Origin of the sequence: Halomonas sp. YLB-10 (assembly GCF_003856855.1) — a bacterium.
GTDB classification, from domain to species: domain Bacteria; phylum Pseudomonadota; class Gammaproteobacteria; order Pseudomonadales; family Halomonadaceae; genus Halomonas; species Halomonas litopenaei.
In genome coordinates, this window is sequence record NZ_RRCU01000002.1 from 269,127 (window position 1) to 291,593 (window position 22,467).

Consider the following 22,467-nt stretch of genomic DNA (forward strand, 5'->3'; position numbering starts at 1 on the left):
GATCACTGCCGCTCAGGGCATCAGCTGCCGGAGACGGAGCCCAGGGCGCCGAGGCAGTAGTACTTGGTTTCCAGATACTCGTCGATGCCGGTCGCGCCGCCTTCGCGGCCAAGGCCGGACTGCTTGACGCCGCCGAAGGGCACCGGCGGGCCGGTCATCTTCACCGAGTTGACCGATACCATGCCGAACTCCAGCACCCGCAACAGCTTCCAGATGCGGCGGATATCGTGGGTGTAGACGTAGGCGGCAAGACCATACTCGGTATCGTTGGCCAGGGCGATCACCTCGTCGTCATCGCGATAGGCGGTGACACCGGCCACCGGCGCGAAACACTCCTGACGCCACACCTGCATGTCCTGGGTCACCCCGGTCAGCAGCACCGGCATGAAGAAGTTCTCGCCCGGCGCCTGGGACTGGTCCCCGGCCACCAGGGTGGCACCCTTCGACAGGGCGTCATCCACCGTGGCGCGGGCATTTTCCACCGCCCGGCGGTGAATCAGCGGGCCGAGATCGACTTCACTTTCCATGCCGTTGCCCACGGTCAGCGCGGCCATGCGCTCGGTGAAATGCTCGATAAAGGCGTCGTGGATCGACTCGTGGACCAGGATGCGGTTGGCCGCCAGGCAGTCCTGACCGGCGGTCTGGAACTTGGCCGCCACCGCGGCCAGGGCCGCTTCCTTGGGGTCCATGTCGGGGCCGATGATAAAGGGCGCATTGCCGCCCAACTCCATGGATACACGCTTGACCGTGGGCGCCGACTGTTCGAGCAGCAGGCGGCCGACCCGTGTCGAGCCGGTGAAGGATACCGCCTTGACGCGTTCCTCGGCACACAAAAGCGAGGACACCTGGGCGGCGTCACCCAGCACCACATTGAAGATGCCCGCCGGAATACCGGCACGCTCGGCCAGCTCCGCCAGCGCCAGCGCCGAGAACGGGGTCTCGTTGGCCGGCTTGACGATCACCGGACAGCCGGCCGCCATGGCGGCGGCGGCTTTGCGGGTGATCATCGCCAGCGGGAAGTTCCACGGCGTGATCAGAAGCGCAATACCCACCGGCTCCTTGATGGTGCCCAGCGCCGCATTGGGGATGTGGCTGGGGATGGTCTCGCCATAGGTACGCTTGCCTTCCTCGGCGAACCAGCGCACGAAGCTGGCGCCGTACTCGACCTCGCCACGGGCGTCGGGCATCGGCTTGCCCTGCTCCAGCGTCATGATGGTGGCCAGATCCTCGCGATGGGCCTGCAGCAGGTCGTACCAGGCCAGCAGCCGCTCGCAACGCTCGTCGGCGCGCAGCGCCCGCCACTGGGCAAAAGCCTCGTCGGCGACGTCGACACTGGCGCGGATCTGCTCGGGCTCGAGCAGCGGGATATGGCCGATCACCTCGCCATTGGCGGGGTTGACCACCGCTTCCTCGCGGCCTTCGTCACCGTGGGTCCACTTGCCGCCGATGTAGGCGTACTGACGGAACAGGCGCGGATCGCTGAGTTTCATGACACTACCTCCCCAAGTGTGTCCCGCCGCAAGGTCAGGGGGTGCGGAACACGAAAACGACGTCATGGCCAGCGCCATGTACTGCCGTCATGGTAAGGGAGAAGCCAGGGTCGGACTTTTTGAAGCGCCCGTCTGTCGATGGCGTTTTTTTTGTCCAGGCCCGCGAAAACGCGGTTTTTTCTGCAACGCCTGTTTTAGCAAAAACCTGCAAGCCGACAGGAACTTCCGGGCCTGTGCCGGTGGCGCTCAGAGCGCGCCGTTGGCCAGCTCGTCGATATCGACTCCCTCGCGAGGAGCCTTGACCGTCTTGGTGACGATATAGGTGAAGTAACGCTCGATGCCGACATCCGAGGTCAGCCAGTCGTCGATCAAGCGCTGGTAGGCGTCGATGGTCTCGGACTCGACCTTGATCAGATAGTCGACTCCGCCGCCCACCGCCACACACTCGGTGACCGCGTCGGTGGCATGCACCAGCGACTCGAAACGCTGGAAGCTCTCGGCATTGTGGGCCTTGAGTTCGATCTGAACCCACACCGGGGTACGCCGGACCAGGGCGCTTGCGTTGATCCGGGCGCAGTAGCCTTCGATGATGCCGGCCTTCTCGAGGCGGCGGACGCGCTCCCAGCAGGGGCTCACCGACAGGTTGATGGCCTCGGCCAGGCGGGACTTGGTGATGCGGCCGTCGCGGGACAGGATGGAGAGGATCTTGAGGTCGTAGCGGTCGAGTTTCATGGCCGGGCTTGTGTGGTTGAACGGGACCGCCCCGCGAGAGGCTCTCGGCGGGGCGCTGATGACGAGAAACGGCGGGCGGGCTCGGGCAAGACGGTATCCCGAGCCCTGGCCCGTTCAGTCGCCCAGGGTCTCGACCACCTCGGCGATGACGGCGATGGTGTCGCCCATGTTCACCTGGGCGGGGAAGCGTCGAGCCGCCAGGATACCATCACGCTCGGCACGGTACTCGATCGGCTCGGCGCCGCTGCGGGTCATGTCGTAGACCCGGGCGATCACGTCGCCCTTGGCAATGCTGTCGCCGAGGGCGTAGGTCAACTCCAGAAGCCCGGTGTGCTCGCTTTGCACATAGCAGCTGGCATCCGGCATATCGAGATAGACCTGGGTCTCGGGCATGGCCACCTCGCCGTCCTTGAGCCCGAAATGGATCAGCACATTGTCGATGCCGCGCTCGGTGATGGCCAGGCTCTCCGGCGTGGAGGTGCCGCCGCCCCCGAGTTCGGTGGCAATGAAGATCTTGCCCTGGTTCTCGACCACGGTGTCGAATAGCGCCGAGGCGTCCAGCTCGAACATCATCATCGCATAGGGCGCGCCGAAGGCCTTGGCCCCTTCCAGCGCCTGGCGCTGCTGTTCGGGGTTGTCGAGCACGTGGGAGGCGCCGAAGGGAATGATGTCCAGGGTGCGGCCGCCGGAGTGCAGGTCCAGCACCACGTCGGCCATGGGCACCATCTCCCGGGTGAAGTAGTCGGCGATCTTCTCGGTCACGCTGCCGTCCGGGTCACCGGGGAAGCTGCGGTTCAGGTTGCCACCGTCCATCGGCGAGGTGCGACGGCCGACCTGGGCCGCCGGGGTGTTCATCATCGGTACGATGATCACCCGCCCCTTGACGTCTTCGGCCTTGAGCGAGGTCGAGAGCTTCTGCAGCGCGGTGATCCCCTCGTACTCGTCGCCGTGATTGCCACCGGTCAGCAGGGCGGTGGGGCCTTCACCGTTGGCGATCACGGTCACCGGGATCATCACCGCGCCCCAGGCGGACTCGTCATTGGAAATGGGCAGTTTCAGAAAGCCGTGCTGCACACCCTGGGCGTCGAAGTCGACGGTGGCGGAGATGGGGCTCTTGCGCTTGCTCATGGTGACTCCAGAAACAGGGACAACGGTCAGATTGGATTGTAGTGGTGTTGGGCAACGTCGGTCACCGAGGGCCGATCACAGAAGGCTAATCAACAGGGCCGATTGCATAGGGCTAATCAACAGGGCTAGTCAACAGAGCCTGATCGACAAGCCCTGCTCAGCCGACCCCGCCCTACTTGACGAACAGCTGTCGTGGAAACTCCGCCAGCGGCTCGGCGCCATTTTCGGTGATCAGGATGCTCTCGGTGATCTCGAGCCCCCAGTCGTCCATCCACATCCCGGGCATGAAGTGGAAGGTCATGCCCGGTTGCAGGATGGTCTCGTCAGACGGACGCAGACTCATGGTGCGCTCACCCCAGTCCGGCGGGTAGCTGATGCCGATGGGATAACCACAGCGCGCGCCGCCTCGGTCGAAGCCGTACTTGTCCATGGCCGCGCCGAGCGCCAGGGCGATGTCCGCGGTCCGGTTGCCCGGCTTGGCCACGGCCAGGCCTTTCTCGATGCCTTCGAGCAGCGCCGACTCGCCACGCACGAAGTCCCGAGGCGGCTTGCCGAGAAACACCGTGCGCGACAACGGGCAGTGGTAGCGCTTGTAGCAGCCGGCGATCTCGAAGAAGGTGCCCTCGCCTTCGCGAAACGGCGTGTCGTCCCAGGTCAGGTGGGGGGCAGCCGCGTCGCTGCCGGTAGGCAGCAGCGGCACGATGGCGGGATAGTCGCCACCGTAGACGCGCCCTTCGCTGTCGGTCCAGCCCTCGATGCCGACCCGATAGATCTCGGAGACCAGCTTGGACTTGGCAAGGCCCGGTTCGATCATCTCGAGGATGCGCGAGTGCATGCCCTCGACGATACGCGCGGCGATGCGCATGTACTCGATTTCACGCGGTGACTTGATCGCCCGGCACCAGTTGACCAGCGCGTTGGCATCCTGGAAGCGCGCGTGGGGCATCTCCTTGATCAGGCTCTGGTAGGCCTTGGCGGAGAAGTAGTAGTTGTCCATCTCCATGCCCACGACCCCTTCGCACCAGCCGCGATCCGGCATGATCGACTGTGCCAGATACTCCATCGGATGCATCTCGGGATTCTGGACATAGTAGTCGGGGTAGTAGGTGATATTGTCAGGGTCCATCCAGCAGGTACGCAGGGCACCATTGCTGTCCTGACGTCGTCCGTACCACACGGGCTCGCCTTCGAGCCCCACCAGTACGCACTGATGGACATAGAATGACCAGCCGTCGTAGCCGGTCAGCCAGGCCATATTGGAGGGATCGCTGACAATCAGCACATCGATGCCTCGCATGGCCATCTCGGCACGCACCTTTTGCAGGCGCTGAGCGTATTCCTCACGAGTGAACGGCAGGGATACCTGAATCATGAAACCACTCGCCACACAGTGTCATCACCGAAAAACCGGACTCATTGGAGTCCGGCGCGCCCTTGAAGCGACATTGCATCCCCTGTAGCGTGCTGACAGGTCACAATTGTCATGAGAAGCTCTTAACAGCGTCATGACAATGACTGATCAATGCCGTCTTGCTGATACTAGCACTACGAATAAGCTACCGGTCAAAGGCTTTATTGGATCATGACAATTGACCTGCTGCCGTACCTGGATGATAGCCAACCCAAGTATCTTGCTATTGCGCGGGCACTTTCTCGCGCGATCCGTTCCGGTGAGCTTACGCCAGGCACCCGACTGCCGCCCCATCGACAGTTGGCGGAGCACATAGGCGTCAGCGTCCAGACGGTGTCACGAGCCTATTCACAGGCAGAAAAGATGGGCCTGGTGCAGGCCAGGGTCGGCAGCGGCACCTGGATCAACGCTCTCGATGACAACCGCGAATCCGCCTACCTGAGGGCCGGCGAGCCGCGAACCGAACAGGCGGTGATCGACCTGTCGATCGCCCATCCGGTCTGTCCCCCAAGCCATGACCAGCACTTTCGCGATGCCCTGAGAACGCTGGCCGACAGCGCACATCCCGACGTCTTCACGGCCTGCCGGCCGATCGCCGGCCTGCCCCATCAGCGCGAACGCGCCAGCTGGTGGCTGAACGAGCGCCTGGGCATGCCCGGTGAAGCGGACGACCGCATCCTGACCAACGGTGGCGCCCACGGCATCATGCTGGCGATTTCCAGCGTGGTACAGCACGGCGACCTGGTCCTTACCGAGGCACTGACCGACCATGGCCTGATCGCTTTGTCGCGTACCCTGGGCTTCCAGCTGCGTGGCGTCACCATCGATAGCCAGGGCATCGTACCCGACGCCCTCGACGCCGCCTGTCATCGCTTCAAACCGCGCGCCGTGTGCCTGACCTCGTGCCAGCTCAATCCCACCGGGGCCACCCTGGACGAGACGCGCCGCGACGAGATCGCCGCCATTCTGGAGCGCCACGGGGTGTGGCTGATCGAGGATGACGTCCACACCCTGCTCGAGCCCGAGCCGCTGATGCCGATCAGCGCGCGCATCCCTTCCCATGCGTTCCACGTCACCAGTCTGACCAAGGCCACCCTGCCCGGGCTTCGCGCCGGCTATCTGACGGTGCCACGCAGTCAGCTGCACCACACCCTGCCCCGCCTGCGGGCGACCTCCTGGATGGCCACACCGCTGTGCTTCGAGGTCGCCAATCTATGGCTGGAGGACGGCACCATCGAGCGCATGGCCCAGCAGCAACGCGAACTGCTGGCAGAGCGCCAGCAGCTCGCCGCACGCATCCTGCACAGCCATGGCAGGGCCTCCCGCCCCACCAGCCTGCACGTCTGGCTGTCACTGCCGGGTAGCTGGCGGGCCGAGGAACTCCAGCAGCTGGCCGAACAGGAAGGGGTGGCCATCACCACCGCGACCCCCTTCATGGTCGAACAGAGTCCGGCGCCACGCCGAGTGCGCCTGAGCCTCGGCGCGGAGCCCGAGATCGAACGTCTCGAGGACGGCCTCAAGCGCCTTGCCAGCCTGCTGGATGACGCTCCGCCGCCCATGATGCAGATTGTCTACTGAACCCCATTCATTCGACCGGAGCGGAATTGTCATGAAGGTGATCGTACACACCGACCAGGCCGACCAGTGGCAGCAGGCGCTAAGCGAGCGGCTGCCCCAGGCCACCATCTGGAAGAGTCAGGAGGCCGACCGCGAGCAGCGCGCCCAGGCGGACTTCCTGGCTGCCTGGAAGCCAGACGAGACGCTGCTGCGGGAGTGCACCGGACTCAAGGGCATCGTCAACCTGGGGGCCGGCGTCGACGCCCTGCTCGGCAACCCGGCCCTGCCTCGCGACGTTCCCATCGTCAAGTTGCGTGACGCCGGCATGGCCGAGCTGATCGCCGATTACGTGCGTTACGGTCTTTTCCACTTCCAGCGCGACTTCGACCGCTACGCTCGCCAGCAGCAGCAGTGCGAGTGGCGTGAGCACGAGGTGATCGACAAGCCGGACTGGCCGGTGGGCGTGCTCGGCCTCGGCGCCATCGGCGCCAAGGTGGCCCGGGCCATCGCCGCCGATGGCTTCCCGGTGCTCGGCTGGAGTCGCTCGCACAAGGACATCGACGGCATCGAATGTCTGAGCGGTGACGAAGGGCTCGACCGGCTCCTGTCGCGGGTGAAGACCCTGGTGCTGCTGCTGCCCGATACCTCCTCGACCCGCCACATCATCAACGCCGAGACACTCGGCAAGATGCGCGAGGGGGCCAGCCTGATCAACCCCGGGCGCGGCACCCTGATCGACGAGGACGCCCTGCTCGCAGCGCTGGGCGACAAGAACCAGCGCCAGGAAGGTCGCCTCCGGGGCGCGCTGCTCGATGCCTTCCCGACAGAGCCGCTGCCGGAATCCAGCCCGCTGTGGCGCCACCCGCGGGTCATCGTCACCCCTCACATGGCAGGACCGACACCCTTGAGCGAAGCGCTCGATCAGGTCGCCGCAAGCCTCGATGCCCTGGACAAGGGCGAGGACATCGAGACCGTCGACCCCGACGCGGGCTACTGACCCAGGAGCCGGAAAGTGCCAGCGAGGGCCGGTAAGGAACGAGGCGGCGATCGCCTCGCGCTCCTGGCCCGCCCCCGGATCAAGCCCCAGATTGATTCACAAAAAAAGGCGCCTCCTCGGAGGCGCCCTTGTCGGTGCTGAAAGCGACGTTTGAATTTCAGTGGATCAAGCGTCGTCGCCGATCTTGTCTTGGGTACGCAGTTCGAAATCGCTGGCGTCGTGACGCTCGTGGAGCTGCTCTTCGGGCTCACCGAAGGTGCGGTTGACCATGCGTCCACGCTGTACCGCCGGGCGCGCATCGATGGCCTTGGCCCAGCGCTGGACGTGCTCGTACTCGTGCACGGACAGGAACTCCGCCGCGTCGTATAGACGCCCCAGGGCGAGCTGGCCGTACCAGGCGAAGGTCGCCATGTCGGCGATGCTGTACTCGTCACCGGCCAGGTACTCGTGCTCGGCCAAATGACGGTCGAGCACGTCGAGCTGGCGCTTGGTCTCCATGGTGAAGCGGTTGATCGGATACTCGTACTTTTCCGGCGCGTAGGCGTAGAAGTGGCCAAAACCACCGCCCAGGTAGGGAGCCGAGCCCATTTGCCAGAACAGCCAGCTCATCGCTTCGGTACGCGCCTTGTGCTCGGTCGGCAGGAAGGCGCCGAACTTCTCGGCCAGGTAGAGCAGGATCGAACCCGACTCGAAGACCCGGGTCGGCGGCGTGGTGGTGTGGTCCACCAGGGCCGGAATCTTGGAGTTGGGGTTGATCTTGACGAAGCCGCTGGAGAACTGGTCGCCCTCGCCGATACGGATCAGCCAGGCGTCATACTCGGCCTGATCGTGGCCCTGCGCCAGCAGTTCCTCGAGCAGGATATTGACCTTGACCCCGTTGGGCGTGGCCAGGGAGTAGAGCTGTAGCGGATGCTTGCCCACCGGCAGCGCCTTGTCGTGGGTCGCACCGGCGATGGGACGGTTGATGCTGGCGAAATGGCCGCCACTCTCACCTTCCCACTTCCAGACCTTCGGCGGCTGATACTCGGCATCGTTGCTCATGATGTTCCTTCTCGTTGAGTGGGGCACCACCCGGCACCGCCGGGTTCATTGATGCAGTAAAGATACACAAGCCTAGCGAAAAATAGCGTCAGACGAAGCACCTTGGAGCGACCTGGCGTATTGCGCCGCGGCCGGACTGGCGTCTCCCTGGACGGCGACGCCAGTCGATCGCCAGTCCTTACAGCTCCTGGCGAGTGGGGCGCAGGATCAGTTCGTTGACGTCGACGTCCCCCGGCTGCTCTACCGCAAAAGCGATCGCCCGCGCCACTGCATCGGCATCGATGGCCAGTGTGTAGAGCTCGTTGACCCCCTCGGCGGTCTCATCATCGCTGATCGTCCGAGTCAATTCGGTGTCGATCGCGCCAGGAGAGATATTGGTCGCGCGAATCTCGCCATTGGATTCCTGACGCAGGCCCTCGGTCAGCGCCTTGACCGCGAACTTGGTCGCGCAATAGACCGACGCGGCGGGGAACACCACATGCCCGGCGACCGAAGACAGATTGATCACGTGGCCTTCGTGCTGTTCGCGCATGGTCGGCAGCACCGCGGCGATACCGTAGAGCACGCCCTTGATGTTGACGTCGACCATCTGCTCCCACTCGTCGACCTTGAGCTTGTCCAACGGCGAAAGCGGCATCAGCCCGGCATTGTTGACCAGCACGTCGATGCGCCCGAATTCGTCGCGGGCGAGCTTGGCCAGGGCCTCGACCTGCTCACGGCTGGTCACGTCGGTGACACGGTAGACTGCCTGTCCACCGTCAGCCTTGATGTCGTCGCACAGTGCCTTGAGGCGGTCCTCGCGACGCGCGCCAAGCACCAGGCGTGCGCCGCCCTTGGCCAGGCGCTTGGCGGTGGCCTCACCCAGCCCACTGCTGGCACCGGTGATGATCACGACCTTGTCCTTGATACCGTCGGTATTCAGGTTGTTCACGTCCATGCAGTCCTCCTGTCGGGCCGCCAAGGCCCCTTGAAATGTTCCAGATCGATGACGTTGGCAAGACGGCGAACCGCTTGGCGGTCATCGAGAAAAAGATGTCATCGCGCCAGCGATCTTCAAGCGCTAGCGATCTTCGAGAAACGGGTAGTCGGTATAGCCTTTTTCATCGCCGCCGTAGAAGGTGTCGTAGTCCGGCTCATTGAGCTCTGCTCCGCGACGAAAGCGCTCCGGCAGGTCCGGATTGGCGATGAAGGGACGACCGAAGGTCACAAGATCGGTCTTGCCGGCGGCGATGCGCTCACGTGCTTCCTCCGCGGTGTAGGCGCCATTGGCGATATAGACACCGCTGAAGCGCTCGCGGATGGCGCTGATGATCGACTCGGGGCGACCGTTCTCGTGGTTGCCCTGGAAGGAATCTTCCACGACCTCGAGGTAGGCGATGCCGATCTCGTCGAGCGCGGCGGCGAAGGCCGGGAAGGTCTCCTCGGGCTTCTGGTCGTGGACATCGTTGAAGCTGCCGGTGGGACTGATGCGCACCCCGACACGGCCCTTGCCCCAGACGTCGACCACCGCACGCACCACTTCGAGAGGCAGTCGCAGGCGGTTTTCCAGGCTGCCACCGTAGGCATCGGTGCGCGCGTTGCTGTCGGACTTGATGAACTGATCGAGCAGGTAGCCGTTGGCGGCGTGCACCTCGACGCCATCGAAACCGGCTTCGCGGGCGTTGATCGCCGCCTGGCGGTACTGCTCGACGATGCCTGGAAGCTCGTCGGTGTCGAGCGCACGCGGGGTCGGCACTTCGACCATGCCGGACTCGGCGCTGATGAAGGTCTTGGCGCCTTCAGGCTTGATCGCCGAGGGCGCCACCGGGTCGGCTCCACCGGGCTGCAGCTCCGGATGCGAGATTCTTCCCACGTGCCATAGCTGGGCGTGCATACGACCGCCGGCGTCATGCACGGCGTCGGTGACACGGCGCCAGCCAGCGATCTGCTCCTGGCTATGGATGCCCGGGGTAAAGGCGTAACCCTTGCCCTGGGGCGAGATCTGGGTGGCCTCGCTCAGGATCAGGCCCGCGCCGGCCCTCTGACGGTAGTACTCGACATTCATCGCCTGGGGCACGTCCCCCGGTTGGGCCGCGCGAGAACGGGTCAGCGGCGACATCAGCACTCGGTTTGGCAGGGTGATGTCACCGAGGACCTGCGGGGTAAAGAGGGGATCTTGCTCGCTCATGGAAATCTCCTGTCGTGAAGCTGATACCACGAGGCGCTGCGGCCTCAGCGAGGATGCACGGCTGAACGGTGGCTGGCGCTTCATTGGCTCTCGCCAACCGCTGCCCAAGGTGTTCGACTAACGTTGTAGCGAATGTTCTGCCCTTACCGTACAACTCATGCATCACATATCAAGCAGTTTTGTACAAAAATAGAGGGTTTTATAGACCAGTCTATTATTACTTAGGGCCAAGAAAACGGCAGGGGAATCGAGGACCCACCCTGCCACGCCTTCACCTCGATGCGTTAGCGTTTGATGCAGGCCAGTAACGTATTCTCGAATTCGGTTAGAGGCTCACAGGTTCTGGCCATCTTGGAGCGCAGCAGCGCCCCCTGCCAGCCGGCCAGAATAAAGGCCGCCATGGCCTGGGGCGTGATGTCGTCACGCACGCTACCGTCGGCCTGGCCTTCCTTGAGGCAGCTGGTGAAGTAGCCTTCCCAGCGCTTGAAGATGGCGTCCAGGGCATCGCGCAGGCAATCGCTCTGGGAAGACATTTCCTGGCCCAGGGTACCGATCAGGCAACCCCGGGTGTGGCCGCACTCGGCCATCGCCTGGCGCACGTCTTCAAAATAGTGGCGCAGGCGCGCAACGGGGGCGTTGTGGGAATTCACCAAGAGCGCCTGGAAGCGCTCGTCGTAGTCTTCGGCGAACACCTCGACCACGGCAAGGCCGAAGGCCTCCTTGCTGGAGAAATAGTGGTAGAAGGAACCCTTGGGCACGCCAGCAGCCTTGAGCACCGTATTGATGCCCGTCGCCGTATAGCCGTGCTCGGCAAAGGTGTTCATGCCGACCTGTATCAACAGGTCACGTGTGGGAGCCTTGGTTGTCATGCCCCAGACACTAGACCAGTCGTCTAGTCGTCGTCAAGTGGCTTTCTACCAAGAGCCCAGCGGCCAGGTTTCCAGGGGGACTGGACTCGCTCCTGGCCTGGGCCTGTACCCAGGCCAGAAGGGCCCGCCTGTCGGACCTACAGCAATTCGTTGAGCTGGCGCAGCCACTCCGGGTGCGCGGGCCAGGCCGGCGCGGTCACGAACTTGCCGCAGGTGATGGCGTCGGTGACTTCGATGTCGACAAATTCGCCACCCGCCAGGCGTACCTCGGGGGCACAGGCGGGATAGGCCGAGATACGATGTCCAGACAGTGACACCGCCGCCGCCAGAAGCTGGGCGCCGTGGCAGACAGCGGCCACCGGCTTCTCGCTGTCGACGAAGTGGCGCACCACTTCCAGCACGCGCTCGTCCAGGCGCAGGTACTCCGGCGCCCGGCCACCGGGGACGACTAGGGCGTCGTAGTCGGCCAGGGTGATGTCGGCGAAGGTCTCGTTGAGCGCGAACAGATGCCCGGCCTTTTCGGTGTAGGTCTGGTCGCCCTCGAAGTCATGGATGGCGGTCTTGACCTTGTCGCCTTCCTTCTTGTCGGGGCACACCGCATCGACACGATGCCCCATGGCCTGCAGCGCCTGGAAGGGCACCATGATTTCGTAGTCCTCGACAAAATCTCCCGCGAGCAGCAGCAAACGTGCCATGTGGCAAACTCCTTGGTCATTGAGGGGCGGCGCAGGGTCATGATGGCGACCATGCTGTAATGCAGCGTAACCACTGGACCGTGCTTCTGCCAGCCCGCCGGGGAACCTTCAGGGCGCACCGGCCTCCCAAGGTGACAGCTCGTTTCCATACGCCACTCAAGCAGCGGACGCTACTATGCCCAGCAACTCCATCGTCTACCGCTCGCCGTCTCTTCGCCCGCGCCTCGCGGCGGGGCTGCTATGGCTACTGTTCTTGCTGCCGTTTGCGGCACAAGCCGCATCGATGGCCAGCTTCGATGCCCGCTACCACCTGTCGGTGGATGGCTGGCCCGATGCCACCGTGCATCATCGGGTGTACCGCGAAGGCGATCACTGGCGCAGCGACATGCGCGCCCAGGTGGCCATCGCCGAAGGTCAGGAAACCGCACGCTTCGCCGAGAACGGCGACGGCTTGCGTGCGCTGGGCTATTCCAGTGGCTATCGGCTGCTGGGCATCGGCAAGAGCTACCGACTGGACAACCGTCAGCTTCGGCGTCACCCCGACCGTCAGACCGCACTGGTGGATCTGTCACGTAGCGTCCAGCGAGAGCGCTGCGCCAGCGGCTGCGAGATTCACTATCTCGATCACAAGGGCGACATCGAGACCCTGGTCGCAAGCCCGCTGCCCACCGCCGCCATCGACGTGAACGGGCGCATGGTGGACGCCCTGCGGGTCCGCCTGGTCGAGCCCGGCAAGGACGACCGCCACATGGTCGTGGCCTTCCACCCGGACCTGCCCGGCCTGCTGCTGGGGGTGGACTACATCAAACGCGGCGAGCGGGTCAGTCGGCTGAGCCTGACCTCCTTGACCACTTCCAACAACTGAAGCTGCTTCGCTTTTCCCTTCCTCGGGCGCCTTTTTGGGCGCTTGGTCAGGCGCTCGTTCAGCCGCCCTGCCTCACCACCATCCGGCCTTCCGCCCCGCCGAGTCCGGCGGCTCGTTGCCAGGATGCCTTGTCGACGTCTGAGGTATGGCACCGATCTTGCCGACCACTGACGCTTTGGTCGTCTTTTCTCCCTTGTGAAACTTGCATAGAGTATTGCGCTTTTGGTCGCGCCGTTGACCACCGATTTGTCCTGCTCATCCTCGACGGACGGGCTCACGAGCGCAGCAATTCATCGATGCGGTGCCTGACCGACACGCACCGCCTCCATCGAGCAAGGAAGTTCGTTCATGTTCACCGGTCTGTTGATCGTGCTGCTGCCGCTGGTGCTGGGCTATCTGGTACCGGTACGCCGCGCAAGCATCATGGCCTGGATCAATCGCGGCGTCAGCGCATCGATCTACCTGATCCTGCTGTTGATGGGGGTGAGCCTGGCGGGCCTGCCCGACCTGGGCACTCAGCTGTCGCGCATGGGCGGCCAGGCGCTGTTGCTGTTCGTGGTCATCTCGGCCTTCAACCTGGCCGCCCTGTGGTGGCTGTCGCGTCGACTGCGCCTGGACCTTGGCGAAAAACGCGTGATCGACGGCGCCCCGACCAGCAAGCTGGCGGCCATGGCGGGTTCGTTGTCACTGGTCGGGGTGGTGATCGCCGGACTGGTCATCGGGCTGATGCTGGTGGGACGCTGGGGGACGACGCCCTTCGAGCTGGCGGAACACCTGGCAGAATGGGTGCTCTACGTACTGCTGGCGCTGATCGGCTGCCAGCTGCGCAACTCCGGCATGCCGCTCAAACAGATCCTGCTCAATCGTCATGGCCTGTTCATCGCCATGACCCTGGCGGCAAGCTCGCTGATCGGTGGACTCGCCGCGGCACCGATGCTCGGGCTCGCCTGGAACGAGGGCCTGGCCATGGCCTCGGGCTTCGGCTGGTACTCGCTGTCCGGCATTCTGATCGGCGAACACCTGGGGCCGGCTCTGGGCGGCGTCGCCTTCTTCAACGACCTGACCCGGGAACTGCTGGCCTTCGTGCTGATTCCGCTGGTCATGCGACGCTACGCACCCCTGGCGATCGGTTATGGCGGTGCCACCTCGATGGACTTCACCCTGCCGGTGATCCAGCAGCACGGTGGCGTGCGCTGCGTGCCCATCGCCGTGGTCAGCGGCTTTATCCTGTCGCTGCTGTCACCACCACTCATTCTGTTTCTGGTCGCACTATGATGCCGGATCACGACAACCACTCATTTGGTCGCACTATGATGCCGGGTCACGACAACCACTCATTCAGCGCTTTATGGTCGCCCTATGATGCCGGATCACGATAACCACTCATTCAGCGCTTTTCGGTAGCGCTGTGATGCTGGAATAAGATGCCCGGTTGTGCTGCCAAGCCGTGACGCCCGGTGGCCCAGCGCTTTATGCTGTCGAGTGCACGCAGCAAGGAAGACAAGCCCGTGGTGAATCCTGAGGACCGCCCCATCACCCTGAAGAATCTGGCCCAGCGACTTGGGGTCTCTACGGCCACCGTCTCCAACGCCTTCAATCGCCCCGACCAGTTGTCTCGCGCCCTGCGCGAGCACATCCTCGAGGAGGCCCGACGCCTGGGCTACCGCGGCCCCGACGCCAGGGCCCGCAGCCTGCGTACCGGGCAGTCCCGCATCGTCGCGGTGGTGCTGGCAGAGACCCTGACCTACAGCCTCAACGACGCGGTTTCAAGCGAGCTTCTGACCGGCATCACCGAGGTGCTCGACGCCCACGGGCACACCCTGCTGCTGCTGTCGGGACGTCAGCCCGAATCTCCCCGTCACGCCGACGCACTCTGTCACCCGGGCTCCGCCAGCATGGCCGACGGCTTTGTCGTCTATGGTCTGATGCCCGGGGATCGGCTGATCAACGAGCTACCGGCCCAGCGTCCACTGGTCGGGGTGGACTTTCATATCGATGCCCGCCCCACCGTCCATATCGACAACGAACCGGCCTGCTACGCCATCGCCTGCCACGCACTGAAAAAACGTCCACGGCGGGTCGGTATCCTCAGCCTGCGCTTGATCGATGAATCCTATAATGGCCCGGTGAGTGCCGAGCATCGCTGCCTCGATGCCCATCGCACCATCACCCGCTCGCGCCTGGACGGTTTCCACCGCGCCCTGGACGAACACGACATCGACCCCACCAGCGTCCCGGTGTGGAACATCGACGAGAACACCCACGCGGTCTGCGCCCCGGTGATCGAGGAGATCCTCGACCTGCCGGCAGAACAGCGCCCGGATCTGCTTTTGTGCATGTCCGACCGCATCGCCCTGACCGTCCTGACCCTGGCCGAACAGCGTGGTATCCGCGTCCCCGAGGACCTGCGCCTGACCGGCTTCGACGGTATCGAAGAAGGCCAGTACCGAGCCCCACGACTGACCACCGTACGCCAGGACAGCATCGAGAAGGGGCGCGTCGCCGCGCGCATGGTGCTGGGTCTGGAACCCGCCGAGAACCGCCTATTGGGAACGCGACTGCTGATCGGGGAAAGCTGTCCCTGACGGTATGACCGCTACGGACTGAGGTGAACGCTCGACTCATCCGTCGGCGAAGGCTGCACAAAGGTTTCACCGTTATTGGCGCCTTTTTGGCGCCGACGATGGCATGCTGTGTTCATCTTTTTCGCCATTTCGGTCAAGGAATCGTCGCATGTCCGCGAAACGCCTGTTTCGCCCGGCCTTCTCACGTCTGGGTCTGAAGCTCTTCGTCATCATCCTGGTGGTCAATGTGGCCATCGCCGGGCTGGTGTTCGTGGCGATTTCGCGCAGCCTCGACCAGGGCTTCATCGAGTACCTCGACCGCTCCCAGACCCAGCGCGCCGAGACCCTGGCGGAAGGCCTCGGCGAGGCCTGGGCGCGACGCCAGAACTGGCAGTGGCTGCGCCAGTCGCCGCGCGCCTGGCACCACCTGGTACGCCGCCAGCTTTGGCCCGGCGACAACCTGCCGCCGATGAGCATCGAAGGCGACCTGGGCGACCCCAGGGACTTCGTGCTCCATGACGAAAGCGGCCTGCCGGTGATCGGCCTGCCCCCGGACAAGGACGACATGGCCGCCGAGCTGCGCTGGCTGCCAGTGATGAGCGCGGGCCGCCAGGTCGGCACCCTGGGCTATCGCCCGCCGGAGCAGTTGATGGCACGCATGGACCGACTGTTTCTGGCCCAGCAGCAACGCAACCTGACCATCATCGTCATCGCCCTGGCGCTGACCTCGCTGCTGCTGGCCGCCGCCCTGTCCTGGTGGATGGGCCGACGCGCCCGCGGCATGGCGCTGGCCACCCGCCGGCTGACCGAGGGCGACTACAGCATCCGCCTGCCGGAGCGCGGTCGCGACGAGCTATCCAGCCTGTCCCACGACTTCAATGTGCTGGCGGAAACCCTGGAGGCCAGCCGCGAGGCACGTACCCGCTGGGTCTCCGACATCGCCCACGAGCTGCGCACCCCACTGGCGGTGCTGCGCGGCGAGATAGAAGCGATGCAGGACGGCATTCGCGCCCTCGACCAGGACAACCTGCGCTCGCTGTCCCAAGAGGTCGGCCAGCTAGAGCGCCTGGTCGCCGACCTGCGCCTGCTGTCCCAGAGCGACGCCGGCGCGCTGGAAGTCCAGCTCGCACCGCTGGACCTGGGCGAGCAACTGGCCACCCGGCTGGACGAAGCGGAGGGCTGGCTTGCCGATCATGGCCTGACCCTCGAGCACGATATTCAGGGCCCGGCGTGGATTCGCGGCGACCTGCAGCGCCTGCGCCAGCTATGGAACAACCTGATCGACAATACCTGCGCCTACACCCAGGCGCCGGGGCGCCTCAAGGTATCGCTGCGGCGTGAGGCCGACGACTGGGTGCTGCGCTGGGAAGACAGCGCCCCCGGGGTGCCGGTCAACGAACTGCCGCGGCTGACCGAACGCCTCTACCGGGTGGAAGGCTCGCGCAACCGCTCAAGCGGCGGCAGCGGCCTGGGGCTGTCCATCGCCACCGCCCTGGCCCGCGCCCACGACACCGACATGCGCCCCTCCCCTTCCGAGCTTGGCGGGTTATGCTGGACCCTGCGTTTTCCGGCCCTGCCGGACCATCAGCAGCACGAGGACGATGAATGAACGACACCGACGCCAGTCTCGACGACATCCTGATCGTCGAGGACGAACCCAAGATCGCCCGTCTGGTGGCGGACTACCTGGAGGGCAGCGGCTACGCCACCCACCATATCGACCACGGCGACCAGGTGGTCGGCTACCTCAGCGAGGCCGAGTCGCGCCCCAGCCTGGTACTGCTGGACCTGATGCTGCCTGGCACCGACGGCCTGACCCTGTGCCGCGAGATCCGTCAGCGCTGGCCCGATATCGCGGTGGTAATGCTGACCGCCCGAGTCGAGGAGGTAGACCGCCTGCTGGGCCTCGAACTGGGTGCCGACGACTACATCTGCAAGCCGTTCAGCCCGCGCGAGGTGGTCGCCCGGGTCAAGGCTGTGCTGCGCCGCAGCCAGGCACACCAGCAGGACAGCGAAGCCAACCACGACCTGGTGCTGGACGAAAGCGGCTGGCGCGCCCTGGCCGACGGTCAGGACCTTGGCCTCACCGCGGTGGAATTCCAGTTGCTCAAGGTGATGATGCACTCGCCGGGGCGAATCTTCGCCCGCGAGCAGTTGATGGACCACATGTACCGCGACCACCGCATCGTCTCCGAGCGCACCGTGGACAGCCATATCAAGAAGCTGCGCAAGAAGATCGCCGATATCTGGCCCGAGCGGGAGATCATCCGCTCCGTCTACGGCGTGGGTTACAAGTACCAGCCGGAAGAGTGATCCTCGGGGCTGCCTGTCATGGCAGTCGTCCCTCGGCAGCAGTCCCTCGGCAACCGTCCCTCGGCAACCGTCCCTCGGCAGCAGTCCCTCGGCGGCTGGACATCGCCCGGCCGCTCTGCCTTTCTCTTTATCTGCTTGATGCCCCGCGTCTTATGCATCGAAAAGGAGACACTGCCCTGCAACGCCCTGCTGCAGGCAGGACAGTTGCTGCGGGCCGCATGATGTCACACTATGTAGTACACTACGAATGGCAAGGACACGGCCGGTGAGGATCTTCAAGAACGCCTGGTTTGAACGCTTCGCCAGAAAACAGAAACTTGACGCCGCCGCGCTGCGCGACGCTATCCAGCGAGCGGAACGGGGCTTGATCGATGCTGACCTGGGCGGAGGCGTGATCAAGCAGCGGGTGGCTCGTCCCGGGCAAGGCAAGTCAGGCGGCTACCGCACGATCATCCTCTACCGCCAGGCACACCGAGCCTTCTTCGTTTACGGCTTCGCCAAGAGCCAACAGAGCAATATCAGCGACGAGGAAAAGGTTGCGTTCAAACGGGCCGCCCAACACATCCTCGAGCTGTCAGAAGAGCACCTGGTCGAGTTGATTCATAAGGGGTATTTTTTGGAGGTGGAAGACGATGGCGAAGAAATACCGTAGCGAAGCGATGGCGGCGATCCATGAAACCATGGAAGCTCTGCACGAGGTAGGCGCCGTCGACAAGCAAACTATGCGCGACTTCGATGAGAGCTGCCTCACCACGGTAGAAATGATTTCCCCCGACGCCATCAGAGCGCTGCGCGAGCGCGAAAATCTTTCTCAGTCTGTCTTCGCTCGCTACCTCAACGTCAGCAAGAACCTGGTCTCAGACTGGGAGCGCGGCGTGAAGCGTCCAGGAGGGCCCGCGCTGAGGCTACTGGCAGTCATCCAGAAAAAAGGCATTCAGGCCATCGCTTGCTGAGCGCGCCTCTCCATTCCTGCCGGTGGAAGGGCCACTTGCGTGGAGAGGCGAATCGAGCACCGTACTCAGGGGGCCGCCATATATCACGTTGTGCCCTCTGTCACGCTGCCATGGCCGTAATCGAGAGCCCCTTCTAACTGTTTCGCCTCGACTGACGGCAGGCCCGAAGATTCAGTTGCCAGCACCAAGCAAGCCGGTCGGCGAAGTGTCTCGACCGACTCACCGATAACGCAAGAGGCCGCCCAAGGGCGGCCTCTTGCGTATGGCACTTGCGGCCTATCTAGAACAGCGCGGGAATCCCGTACTGTCCCTCGAACATGCCCACCGCCAGCATGGCGAACAGACACACCCCCAGCACCGAGGCGGGGATGATCAGACGGTCGGCCAGCGACAGCCGGGTGGCGCGTTCGCGATCACCGATCCAGCCGTTGTTGTCGAGCAGCATGGTCACCGCCCAGGCCAGCACCGGGTTGGTGACCGCCGCGGCGAACAGACAAACGCCGGCGGCCTGGGCGTCGCGACTTTCCTTGATCATTTGCACGCCGGCCTCGAGCATCGGCAGGAAGACTCCGACCAAAAGCGCCACGCACATCACCGGAGGCCACACCGCCACGTCCATGGGGAAGCCGAGGATGGCGATGGCGATGGTCAACAGCCCCAGCAAAATGGCGCCGGCGGGAATCGGCCGCTTGGCGATGGCCGCCGGGATCATATAGGTGCCCCAGGACGAGGTGATATTGCCACCGCCGAGGGCGGTACCGACCACCTGACGCAGCGAGCACATCGTCATGGTGTCGTCGACGTCCATCAGTACCCGATCGGTCCCCTTGGGATAGTTCATCTCCTGGAAGATGCGATGACCGAGAAAGTCCGGTGACCACATGGCAACCGCCAGGATCGCGAACGGCAGCGAGGCGATGAAGTGCTGCATGTTCGGCAGCCCCAGCATCCAGCCGTGGTCGGTGCTGCCCCACCAGTAGCTCGGGCTGAGCGGCGGCAGGCCGGTCTCGGTGGTGAACTCGAGATCAAAGCCCGCACCCAGCGCCAGCGCCACCACCAGGCCGGTGACCGCGCAGGCGGGAATCGCCAGCCAGCGCTTGCCCAACCGCGCCAGCACGGCGTACAGCAGGATATTGACCGCTAGCACCACCAGGGCGACGTAACCCATCTGGCCCTCGAGCCCCATGCCCCACGCCTTGAGGCTACCGATCTGGCTCATGGCGCCGGAAAAGCCGAGGAAGATCAGTAGACCACCGGCGGTGCCCTGGGAGGTCAGGTTGACCAGGCGCGAGCCGCCCTTGACCCAGGAAAGGCCGAGGCCAAAGGCGCCGATCCACAGCGCCAGGGCCAGCGGGTGGGCACCAGCCAGGGCCATGCTGGCGATCAGCGGAATCATCGGGCCGTGATTGCCGGCCAGGTTGGCACGCGGATTGAAGATACCTGAGCCCAGCACGCAGAACAGCAGGACCGGCAGCAGCATCTCCAGGCGCGAGACGGCGATGGCGAACTCGCGCCCCAGGGTGACATCGGGCCAGGCGGCGGACAGGCCATTGGCCCAGGACATCATCACCGCCGAGTACATGGCGATGATGCCGATGGTGCCGGCAATCGCCGGTACCAGGTCCTCGAGTTCGAAGTGGAAGTCCCGGCCGATCAGATTAAGACCATAGCGCCGGGGACGCATGATCTTGAGTTCATGCTCGAGGTAGTCGGAACGGCTGGCAAATTCGCTGGCATCGCGGTGCATCTCGCGATAGCTGGGAGCCTCGCCGGCCTCCCGGGTGGACGTCACGGTGTCTGTCATGTGGATCTCGATGTCTGAGGTGACGCTGCTGTCCGATGCCGAGCCAAGTCCCCCTGACCGTTCGTCGAATTGACAGCGCGCCTTGAAAAAAGATGACAGACCTTAACAATGCCCCCCGCGGGCCTCGTTGACGGCTATCAGGCTTTGGCCTCGCCAAGGGTTGCGACGCCAAAAATGCCTGACAAACTCCCCTCTCCCTTGATCCAGCGCAGGCGTCTCTTGCCTGGCATCCCAGGATCGACGAGAGTGAAGACCTCGACGCAGCCACGGCGTCTTGCCAGGAAGACCGTCATGCCCCCCAGGATCGCTGCCACCTTTTCCCGCTACCTGCGCGACCCGCGGATGCCCCAGGTCGAGGCGCGCCGGGTCAGGGGCGGGCACCGGCTCAGCCACGCACCCCACAGCCACGACACCCACTCGCTGGGCGCGATCGTCCAGGGCCACTCGAGCTTCCTCAACCGCCACCGTACCCTCGAGGTGCGCCAGGGAGACGTGGTGCTGATCAACCCCGGCGACGTCCACGCCTGCAACGCCTTGAGCGAGCGAGACTGGGGCTACGACATGCTCTACCTGGACAGCGCCTGGCTGACCGAGCGCTGCGGCCTCGACGGCGACGACGGCGCGGTGTTCTCGGCACTGACGACGCAAGACCCCCACCTTCACCATGCCATTCGCGTCGCCACCGACGCCCTTGCCGATGGGGATGCCAGCCTGCTTGAGCGCGAGACCGTGCTTGAGCGGCTCGCCGAGCGCCTGACAGGCCTGCTCGACCTGCCGGCGCAAGGCGAGGCAGAACATGGCGCGCCTCCCGAGCGACTGGTGCGCGCCTGGGAGCGGCTTCACGACGACTGGCAGCAAGAGCTGCGCCTGGACGATCTTTGCGCCGCCGCCGAGTGCCGCGCCACCAGCCTGATTTCGGGCTTTCGACGTCACTATGCCACCCCCCCCCATGCTGCGCTGATCGACCTGCGCGTGCGTCATGCCAGGCAACGACTGCGACGGGGCGATCCCATCGCTGCGGTCGCCAACGACTGCGGTTTCGCCGACCAGGCGCACCTGCAGCGCACCTTCAAGAAGCTGCTGGCCACCACCCCGGGGCACTATATCCAGGGTCATATGCAGGATCAGATGCAAGGTTATATGCAAGATCAGATGCCAGGCCCGTTGAAGGGTCAGATTCAGCACCTTAAGCAGCGCGCCTGACCGTCGTACCGGTGGCCGCAAGCTGCCTCACAGCAGCATCAGCGCGCCGCTGCAAATCAGCAAGGCCGCCAGCAGGCGCTGGAGAACCCGCCGTCTTGCCTCGCACGACAGCCAGCCCCGGGCGTGTCCACCGAGCCACGCCCAGCCGATGGCGCTCGCCAGACAGACGCTGCCCCAGACCAGGGTGAACAGCGCGATATCGACGCTTCCCCGTCCCGCCGTAAACAGTCCCAACCCTGCCAGCGAGGCGATCCAGGCCTTGGGGTTGAGCCACTGCATCAGCGCGCCGGTGGCGGGACCCGGCGGTTCACGCCGCTGGTCCGTGCCCCAGTCGCCTGCGTCCGTCCACAGGCGCCAGGCCAGCCAGGCCACAAAGCTCAGGCCCGCCAGCCGCACCAGCCACTGAAGCCCGGGCAGCGCCAGCCAGACACTCCCGAGCCCCGCCGCAAGCAGGCCCAGCAGCAGGGTGAAACCGCCGCTGGCACCCACCACCAGGGGCATCGCTCGGCGCCAGCCGTGACCCACTCCGGTGGACAGGATCAGCAGGTTGACCGGGCCCGGCGATATCGAGGCCACCAGCGAGAAGGCGAAGATCGCCAGCAGTTCTTCCAGAGAAAACGTCATCACACATGCCTCACAGGATGGCGTTTCAGGCTGACGCGATGACGGCCTTCGGTA

At 64.6% G+C, this 22,467-nt stretch carries 21 protein-coding genes; 10 read left to right on the forward strand and 11 right to left on the reverse strand.

Translation table 11 applies throughout. The annotated features are described in order from the left end of the window. Nucleotides 1-20: 20 nt before the first annotated feature. The 4 genes from EBB56_RS05115 to doeA all read right to left on the reverse strand — a co-directional run bounded on the left by EBB56_RS05115 (nt 21) and on the right by doeA (nt 4,722). Nucleotides 21-1,490: an NAD-dependent succinate-semialdehyde dehydrogenase gene (locus tag EBB56_RS05115; protein ID WP_124803226.1), complete on the reverse strand. Its 1,470-nt coding sequence runs from the start codon at nt 1,488-1,490 to the stop codon at nt 21-23. Between the two features lie 246 nt (nt 1,491-1,736). Next, a complete protein-coding gene (locus tag EBB56_RS05120) occupies nt 1,737-2,222 on the reverse strand; it encodes an Lrp/AsnC family transcriptional regulator (RefSeq protein WP_045992028.1) in 486 nt (161 codons plus the stop codon). Between the two features lie 114 nt (nt 2,223-2,336). Next, nucleotides 2,337-3,350 carry a N(2)-acetyl-L-2,4-diaminobutanoate deacetylase DoeB gene (doeB, locus tag EBB56_RS05125; protein ID WP_124803228.1) on the reverse strand — a complete coding sequence of 338 codons (1,014 nt, stop codon included), beginning with the start codon at nt 3,348-3,350 and terminating at the stop codon, nt 2,337-2,339. A 172-nt stretch (nt 3,351-3,522) separates the two neighbouring features. Then, on the reverse strand, nt 3,523-4,722 hold the full coding sequence (gene doeA / locus EBB56_RS05130; RefSeq protein ID WP_108132472.1) for an ectoine hydrolase DoeA: 1,200 nt from the start codon (nt 4,720-4,722) through the stop codon (nt 3,523-3,525). A 210-nt stretch (nt 4,723-4,932) separates the two neighbouring features. Between doeA and EBB56_RS05135 the strand changes: the two genes are divergently transcribed. Next, entirely contained in the window at nt 4,933-6,339 is a 1,407-nt protein-coding gene (locus tag EBB56_RS05135; protein ID WP_108132471.1) for a PLP-dependent aminotransferase family protein, read from the forward strand. Nucleotides 6,340-6,370: 31 nt separating this feature from the next. Further along, entirely contained in the window at nt 6,371-7,315 is a 945-nt protein-coding gene (locus EBB56_RS05140) for a glyoxylate/hydroxypyruvate reductase A (RefSeq protein WP_124803230.1), read from the forward strand. A gap of 165 nt (nt 7,316-7,480) precedes the next feature. Here the strand turns inward: EBB56_RS05140 and yghU are convergent, their stop codons facing one another. The 5 genes from yghU to EBB56_RS05165 form a co-directional block, all read right to left on the reverse strand. Then, nucleotides 7,481-8,356 carry a glutathione-dependent disulfide-bond oxidoreductase gene (yghU, locus tag EBB56_RS05145; RefSeq protein ID WP_124803232.1) on the reverse strand — a complete coding sequence of 292 codons (876 nt, stop codon included), beginning with the start codon at nt 8,354-8,356 and terminating at the stop codon, nt 7,481-7,483. 178 nt (nt 8,357-8,534) lie between these two features. Then, nucleotides 8,535-9,293, reverse strand: a complete 759-nt coding sequence (locus EBB56_RS05150) for an SDR family oxidoreductase (protein ID WP_045992034.1) — start codon at nt 9,291-9,293, stop codon at nt 8,535-8,537. A gap of 123 nt (nt 9,294-9,416) precedes the next feature. Then, nucleotides 9,417-10,523 (reverse strand): alkene reductase, encoded by a 1,107-nt coding sequence (locus EBB56_RS05155; protein WP_045992035.1) that lies wholly within the window; start codon nt 10,521-10,523, stop codon nt 9,417-9,419. 284 nt (nt 10,524-10,807) lie between these two features. After that, on the reverse strand, nt 10,808-11,392 hold the full coding sequence (locus tag EBB56_RS05160; protein WP_124803234.1) for a TetR/AcrR family transcriptional regulator: 585 nt from the start codon (nt 11,390-11,392) through the stop codon (nt 10,808-10,810). A gap of 137 nt (nt 11,393-11,529) precedes the next feature. Then, nucleotides 11,530-12,087: a DJ-1/PfpI family protein gene (locus tag EBB56_RS05165; protein ID WP_124803236.1), complete on the reverse strand. Its 558-nt coding sequence runs from the start codon at nt 12,085-12,087 to the stop codon at nt 11,530-11,532. 175 nt (nt 12,088-12,262) lie between these two features. Between EBB56_RS05165 and EBB56_RS05170 the strand changes: the two genes are divergently transcribed. From EBB56_RS05170 to EBB56_RS05200, 7 genes are all read left to right on the forward strand, one after another. Beyond that, the gene (locus EBB56_RS05170) at nt 12,263-12,952 is read left to right on the forward strand and encodes a hypothetical protein (protein ID WP_124803238.1); all 690 of its coding nucleotides are present in this window, start codon (nt 12,263-12,265) and stop codon (nt 12,950-12,952) included. Nucleotides 12,953-13,300: 348 nt separating this feature from the next. Then, nucleotides 13,301-14,227 (forward strand): lysine exporter LysO family protein, encoded by a 927-nt coding sequence (locus EBB56_RS05175; protein WP_124803240.1) that lies wholly within the window; start codon nt 13,301-13,303, stop codon nt 14,225-14,227. A 182-nt stretch (nt 14,228-14,409) separates the two neighbouring features. Beyond that, nucleotides 14,410-15,537: a LacI family DNA-binding transcriptional regulator gene (locus EBB56_RS05180; RefSeq protein WP_260425295.1), complete on the forward strand. Its 1,128-nt coding sequence runs from the start codon at nt 14,410-14,412 to the stop codon at nt 15,535-15,537. A gap of 148 nt (nt 15,538-15,685) precedes the next feature. Then, entirely contained in the window at nt 15,686-17,125 is a 1,440-nt protein-coding gene (locus tag EBB56_RS05185) for an ATP-binding protein (protein WP_045994065.1), read from the forward strand. After that, nucleotides 17,122-17,829, forward strand: coding sequence for a response regulator (locus EBB56_RS05190; RefSeq protein WP_045994066.1), 708 nt, complete (start codon nt 17,122-17,124; stop codon nt 17,827-17,829). Before EBB56_RS05185 ends, EBB56_RS05190 begins: the two co-directional genes overlap by 4 nt. A 265-nt stretch (nt 17,830-18,094) precedes the next feature. Beyond that, a complete protein-coding gene (locus EBB56_RS05195; RefSeq protein WP_124803242.1) occupies nt 18,095-18,481 on the forward strand; it encodes a type II toxin-antitoxin system RelE/ParE family toxin in 387 nt (128 codons plus the stop codon). Continuing rightward, on the forward strand, nt 18,462-18,782 hold the full coding sequence (locus EBB56_RS05200; protein WP_108132465.1) for a DNA-binding transcriptional regulator: 321 nt from the start codon (nt 18,462-18,464) through the stop codon (nt 18,780-18,782). The genes EBB56_RS05195 and EBB56_RS05200 overlap by 20 nt, the downstream gene beginning before the upstream one ends. A gap of 280 nt (nt 18,783-19,062) precedes the next feature. On the opposite strand, the gene EBB56_RS05205 is transcribed toward EBB56_RS05200, so the two are convergent. Further along, nucleotides 19,063-20,586 carry a DUF3360 family protein gene (locus EBB56_RS05205; RefSeq protein WP_124803244.1) on the reverse strand — a complete coding sequence of 508 codons (1,524 nt, stop codon included), beginning with the start codon at nt 20,584-20,586 and terminating at the stop codon, nt 19,063-19,065. Nucleotides 20,587-20,877: 291 nt separating this feature from the next. Here EBB56_RS05205 and EBB56_RS05210 point away from each other — a divergent pair, with 291 nt between their 5' ends. After that, nucleotides 20,878-21,789 (forward strand): AraC family transcriptional regulator, encoded by a 912-nt coding sequence (locus tag EBB56_RS05210; protein WP_185696392.1) that lies wholly within the window; start codon nt 20,878-20,880, stop codon nt 21,787-21,789. 27 nt (nt 21,790-21,816) lie between these two features. Here the strand turns inward: EBB56_RS05210 and EBB56_RS05215 are convergent, their stop codons facing one another. Beyond that, the gene (locus tag EBB56_RS05215; protein WP_124803248.1) at nt 21,817-22,413 is read right to left on the reverse strand and encodes a LysE family translocator; all 597 of its coding nucleotides are present in this window, start codon (nt 22,411-22,413) and stop codon (nt 21,817-21,819) included. Nucleotides 22,414-22,467 lie beyond the last annotated feature (54 nt).

Coding starts and splice junctions, on each gene's coding strand:
- EBB56_RS05175 (WP_124803240.1), top strand. CDS start 13,301: ATGTTCACCGGTCTGTTGATCGTGCTGCTGCCGCTGGTGCTGGGCTAT.
- EBB56_RS05140 (WP_124803230.1), top strand. CDS start 6,371: ATGAAGGTGATCGTACACACCGACCAGGCCGACCAGTGGCAGCAGGCG.
- doeB (WP_124803228.1), bottom strand. CDS start 3,350: ATGAGCAAGCGCAAGAGCCCCATCTCCGCCACCGTCGACTTCGACGCC.
- EBB56_RS05155 (WP_045992035.1), bottom strand. CDS start 10,523: ATGAGCGAGCAAGATCCCCTCTTTACCCCGCAGGTCCTCGGTGACATC.
- EBB56_RS05115 (WP_124803226.1), bottom strand. CDS start 1,490: ATGAAACTCAGCGATCCGCGCCTGTTCCGTCAGTACGCCTACATCGGC.
- EBB56_RS05135 (WP_108132471.1), top strand. CDS start 4,933: ATGACAATTGACCTGCTGCCGTACCTGGATGATAGCCAACCCAAGTAT.
- doeA (WP_108132472.1), bottom strand. CDS start 4,722: ATGATTCAGGTATCCCTGCCGTTCACTCGTGAGGAATACGCTCAGCGC.
- EBB56_RS05120 (WP_045992028.1), bottom strand. CDS start 2,222: ATGAAACTCGACCGCTACGACCTCAAGATCCTCTCCATCCTGTCCCGC.
- EBB56_RS05200 (WP_108132465.1), top strand. CDS start 18,462: ATGGCGAAGAAATACCGTAGCGAAGCGATGGCGGCGATCCATGAAACC.
- EBB56_RS05190 (WP_045994066.1), top strand. CDS start 17,122: ATGAACGACACCGACGCCAGTCTCGACGACATCCTGATCGTCGAGGAC.
- EBB56_RS05185 (WP_045994065.1), top strand. CDS start 15,686: ATGTCCGCGAAACGCCTGTTTCGCCCGGCCTTCTCACGTCTGGGTCTG.
- EBB56_RS05170 (WP_124803238.1), top strand. CDS start 12,263: ATGCCCAGCAACTCCATCGTCTACCGCTCGCCGTCTCTTCGCCCGCGC.
- EBB56_RS05205 (WP_124803244.1), bottom strand. CDS start 20,586: ATGACAGACACCGTGACGTCCACCCGGGAGGCCGGCGAGGCTCCCAGC.
- EBB56_RS05165 (WP_124803236.1), bottom strand. CDS start 12,087: ATGGCACGTTTGCTGCTGCTCGCGGGAGATTTTGTCGAGGACTACGAA.
- EBB56_RS05150 (WP_045992034.1), bottom strand. CDS start 9,293: ATGGACGTGAACAACCTGAATACCGACGGTATCAAGGACAAGGTCGTG.
- yghU (WP_124803232.1), bottom strand. CDS start 8,356: ATGAGCAACGATGCCGAGTATCAGCCGCCGAAGGTCTGGAAGTGGGAA.
- EBB56_RS05160 (WP_124803234.1), bottom strand. CDS start 11,392: ATGACAACCAAGGCTCCCACACGTGACCTGTTGATACAGGTCGGCATG.
- EBB56_RS05210 (WP_185696392.1), top strand. CDS start 20,878: ATGCCCCCCAGGATCGCTGCCACCTTTTCCCGCTACCTGCGCGACCCG.
- EBB56_RS05215 (WP_124803248.1), bottom strand. CDS start 22,413: ATGACGTTTTCTCTGGAAGAACTGCTGGCGATCTTCGCCTTCTCGCTG.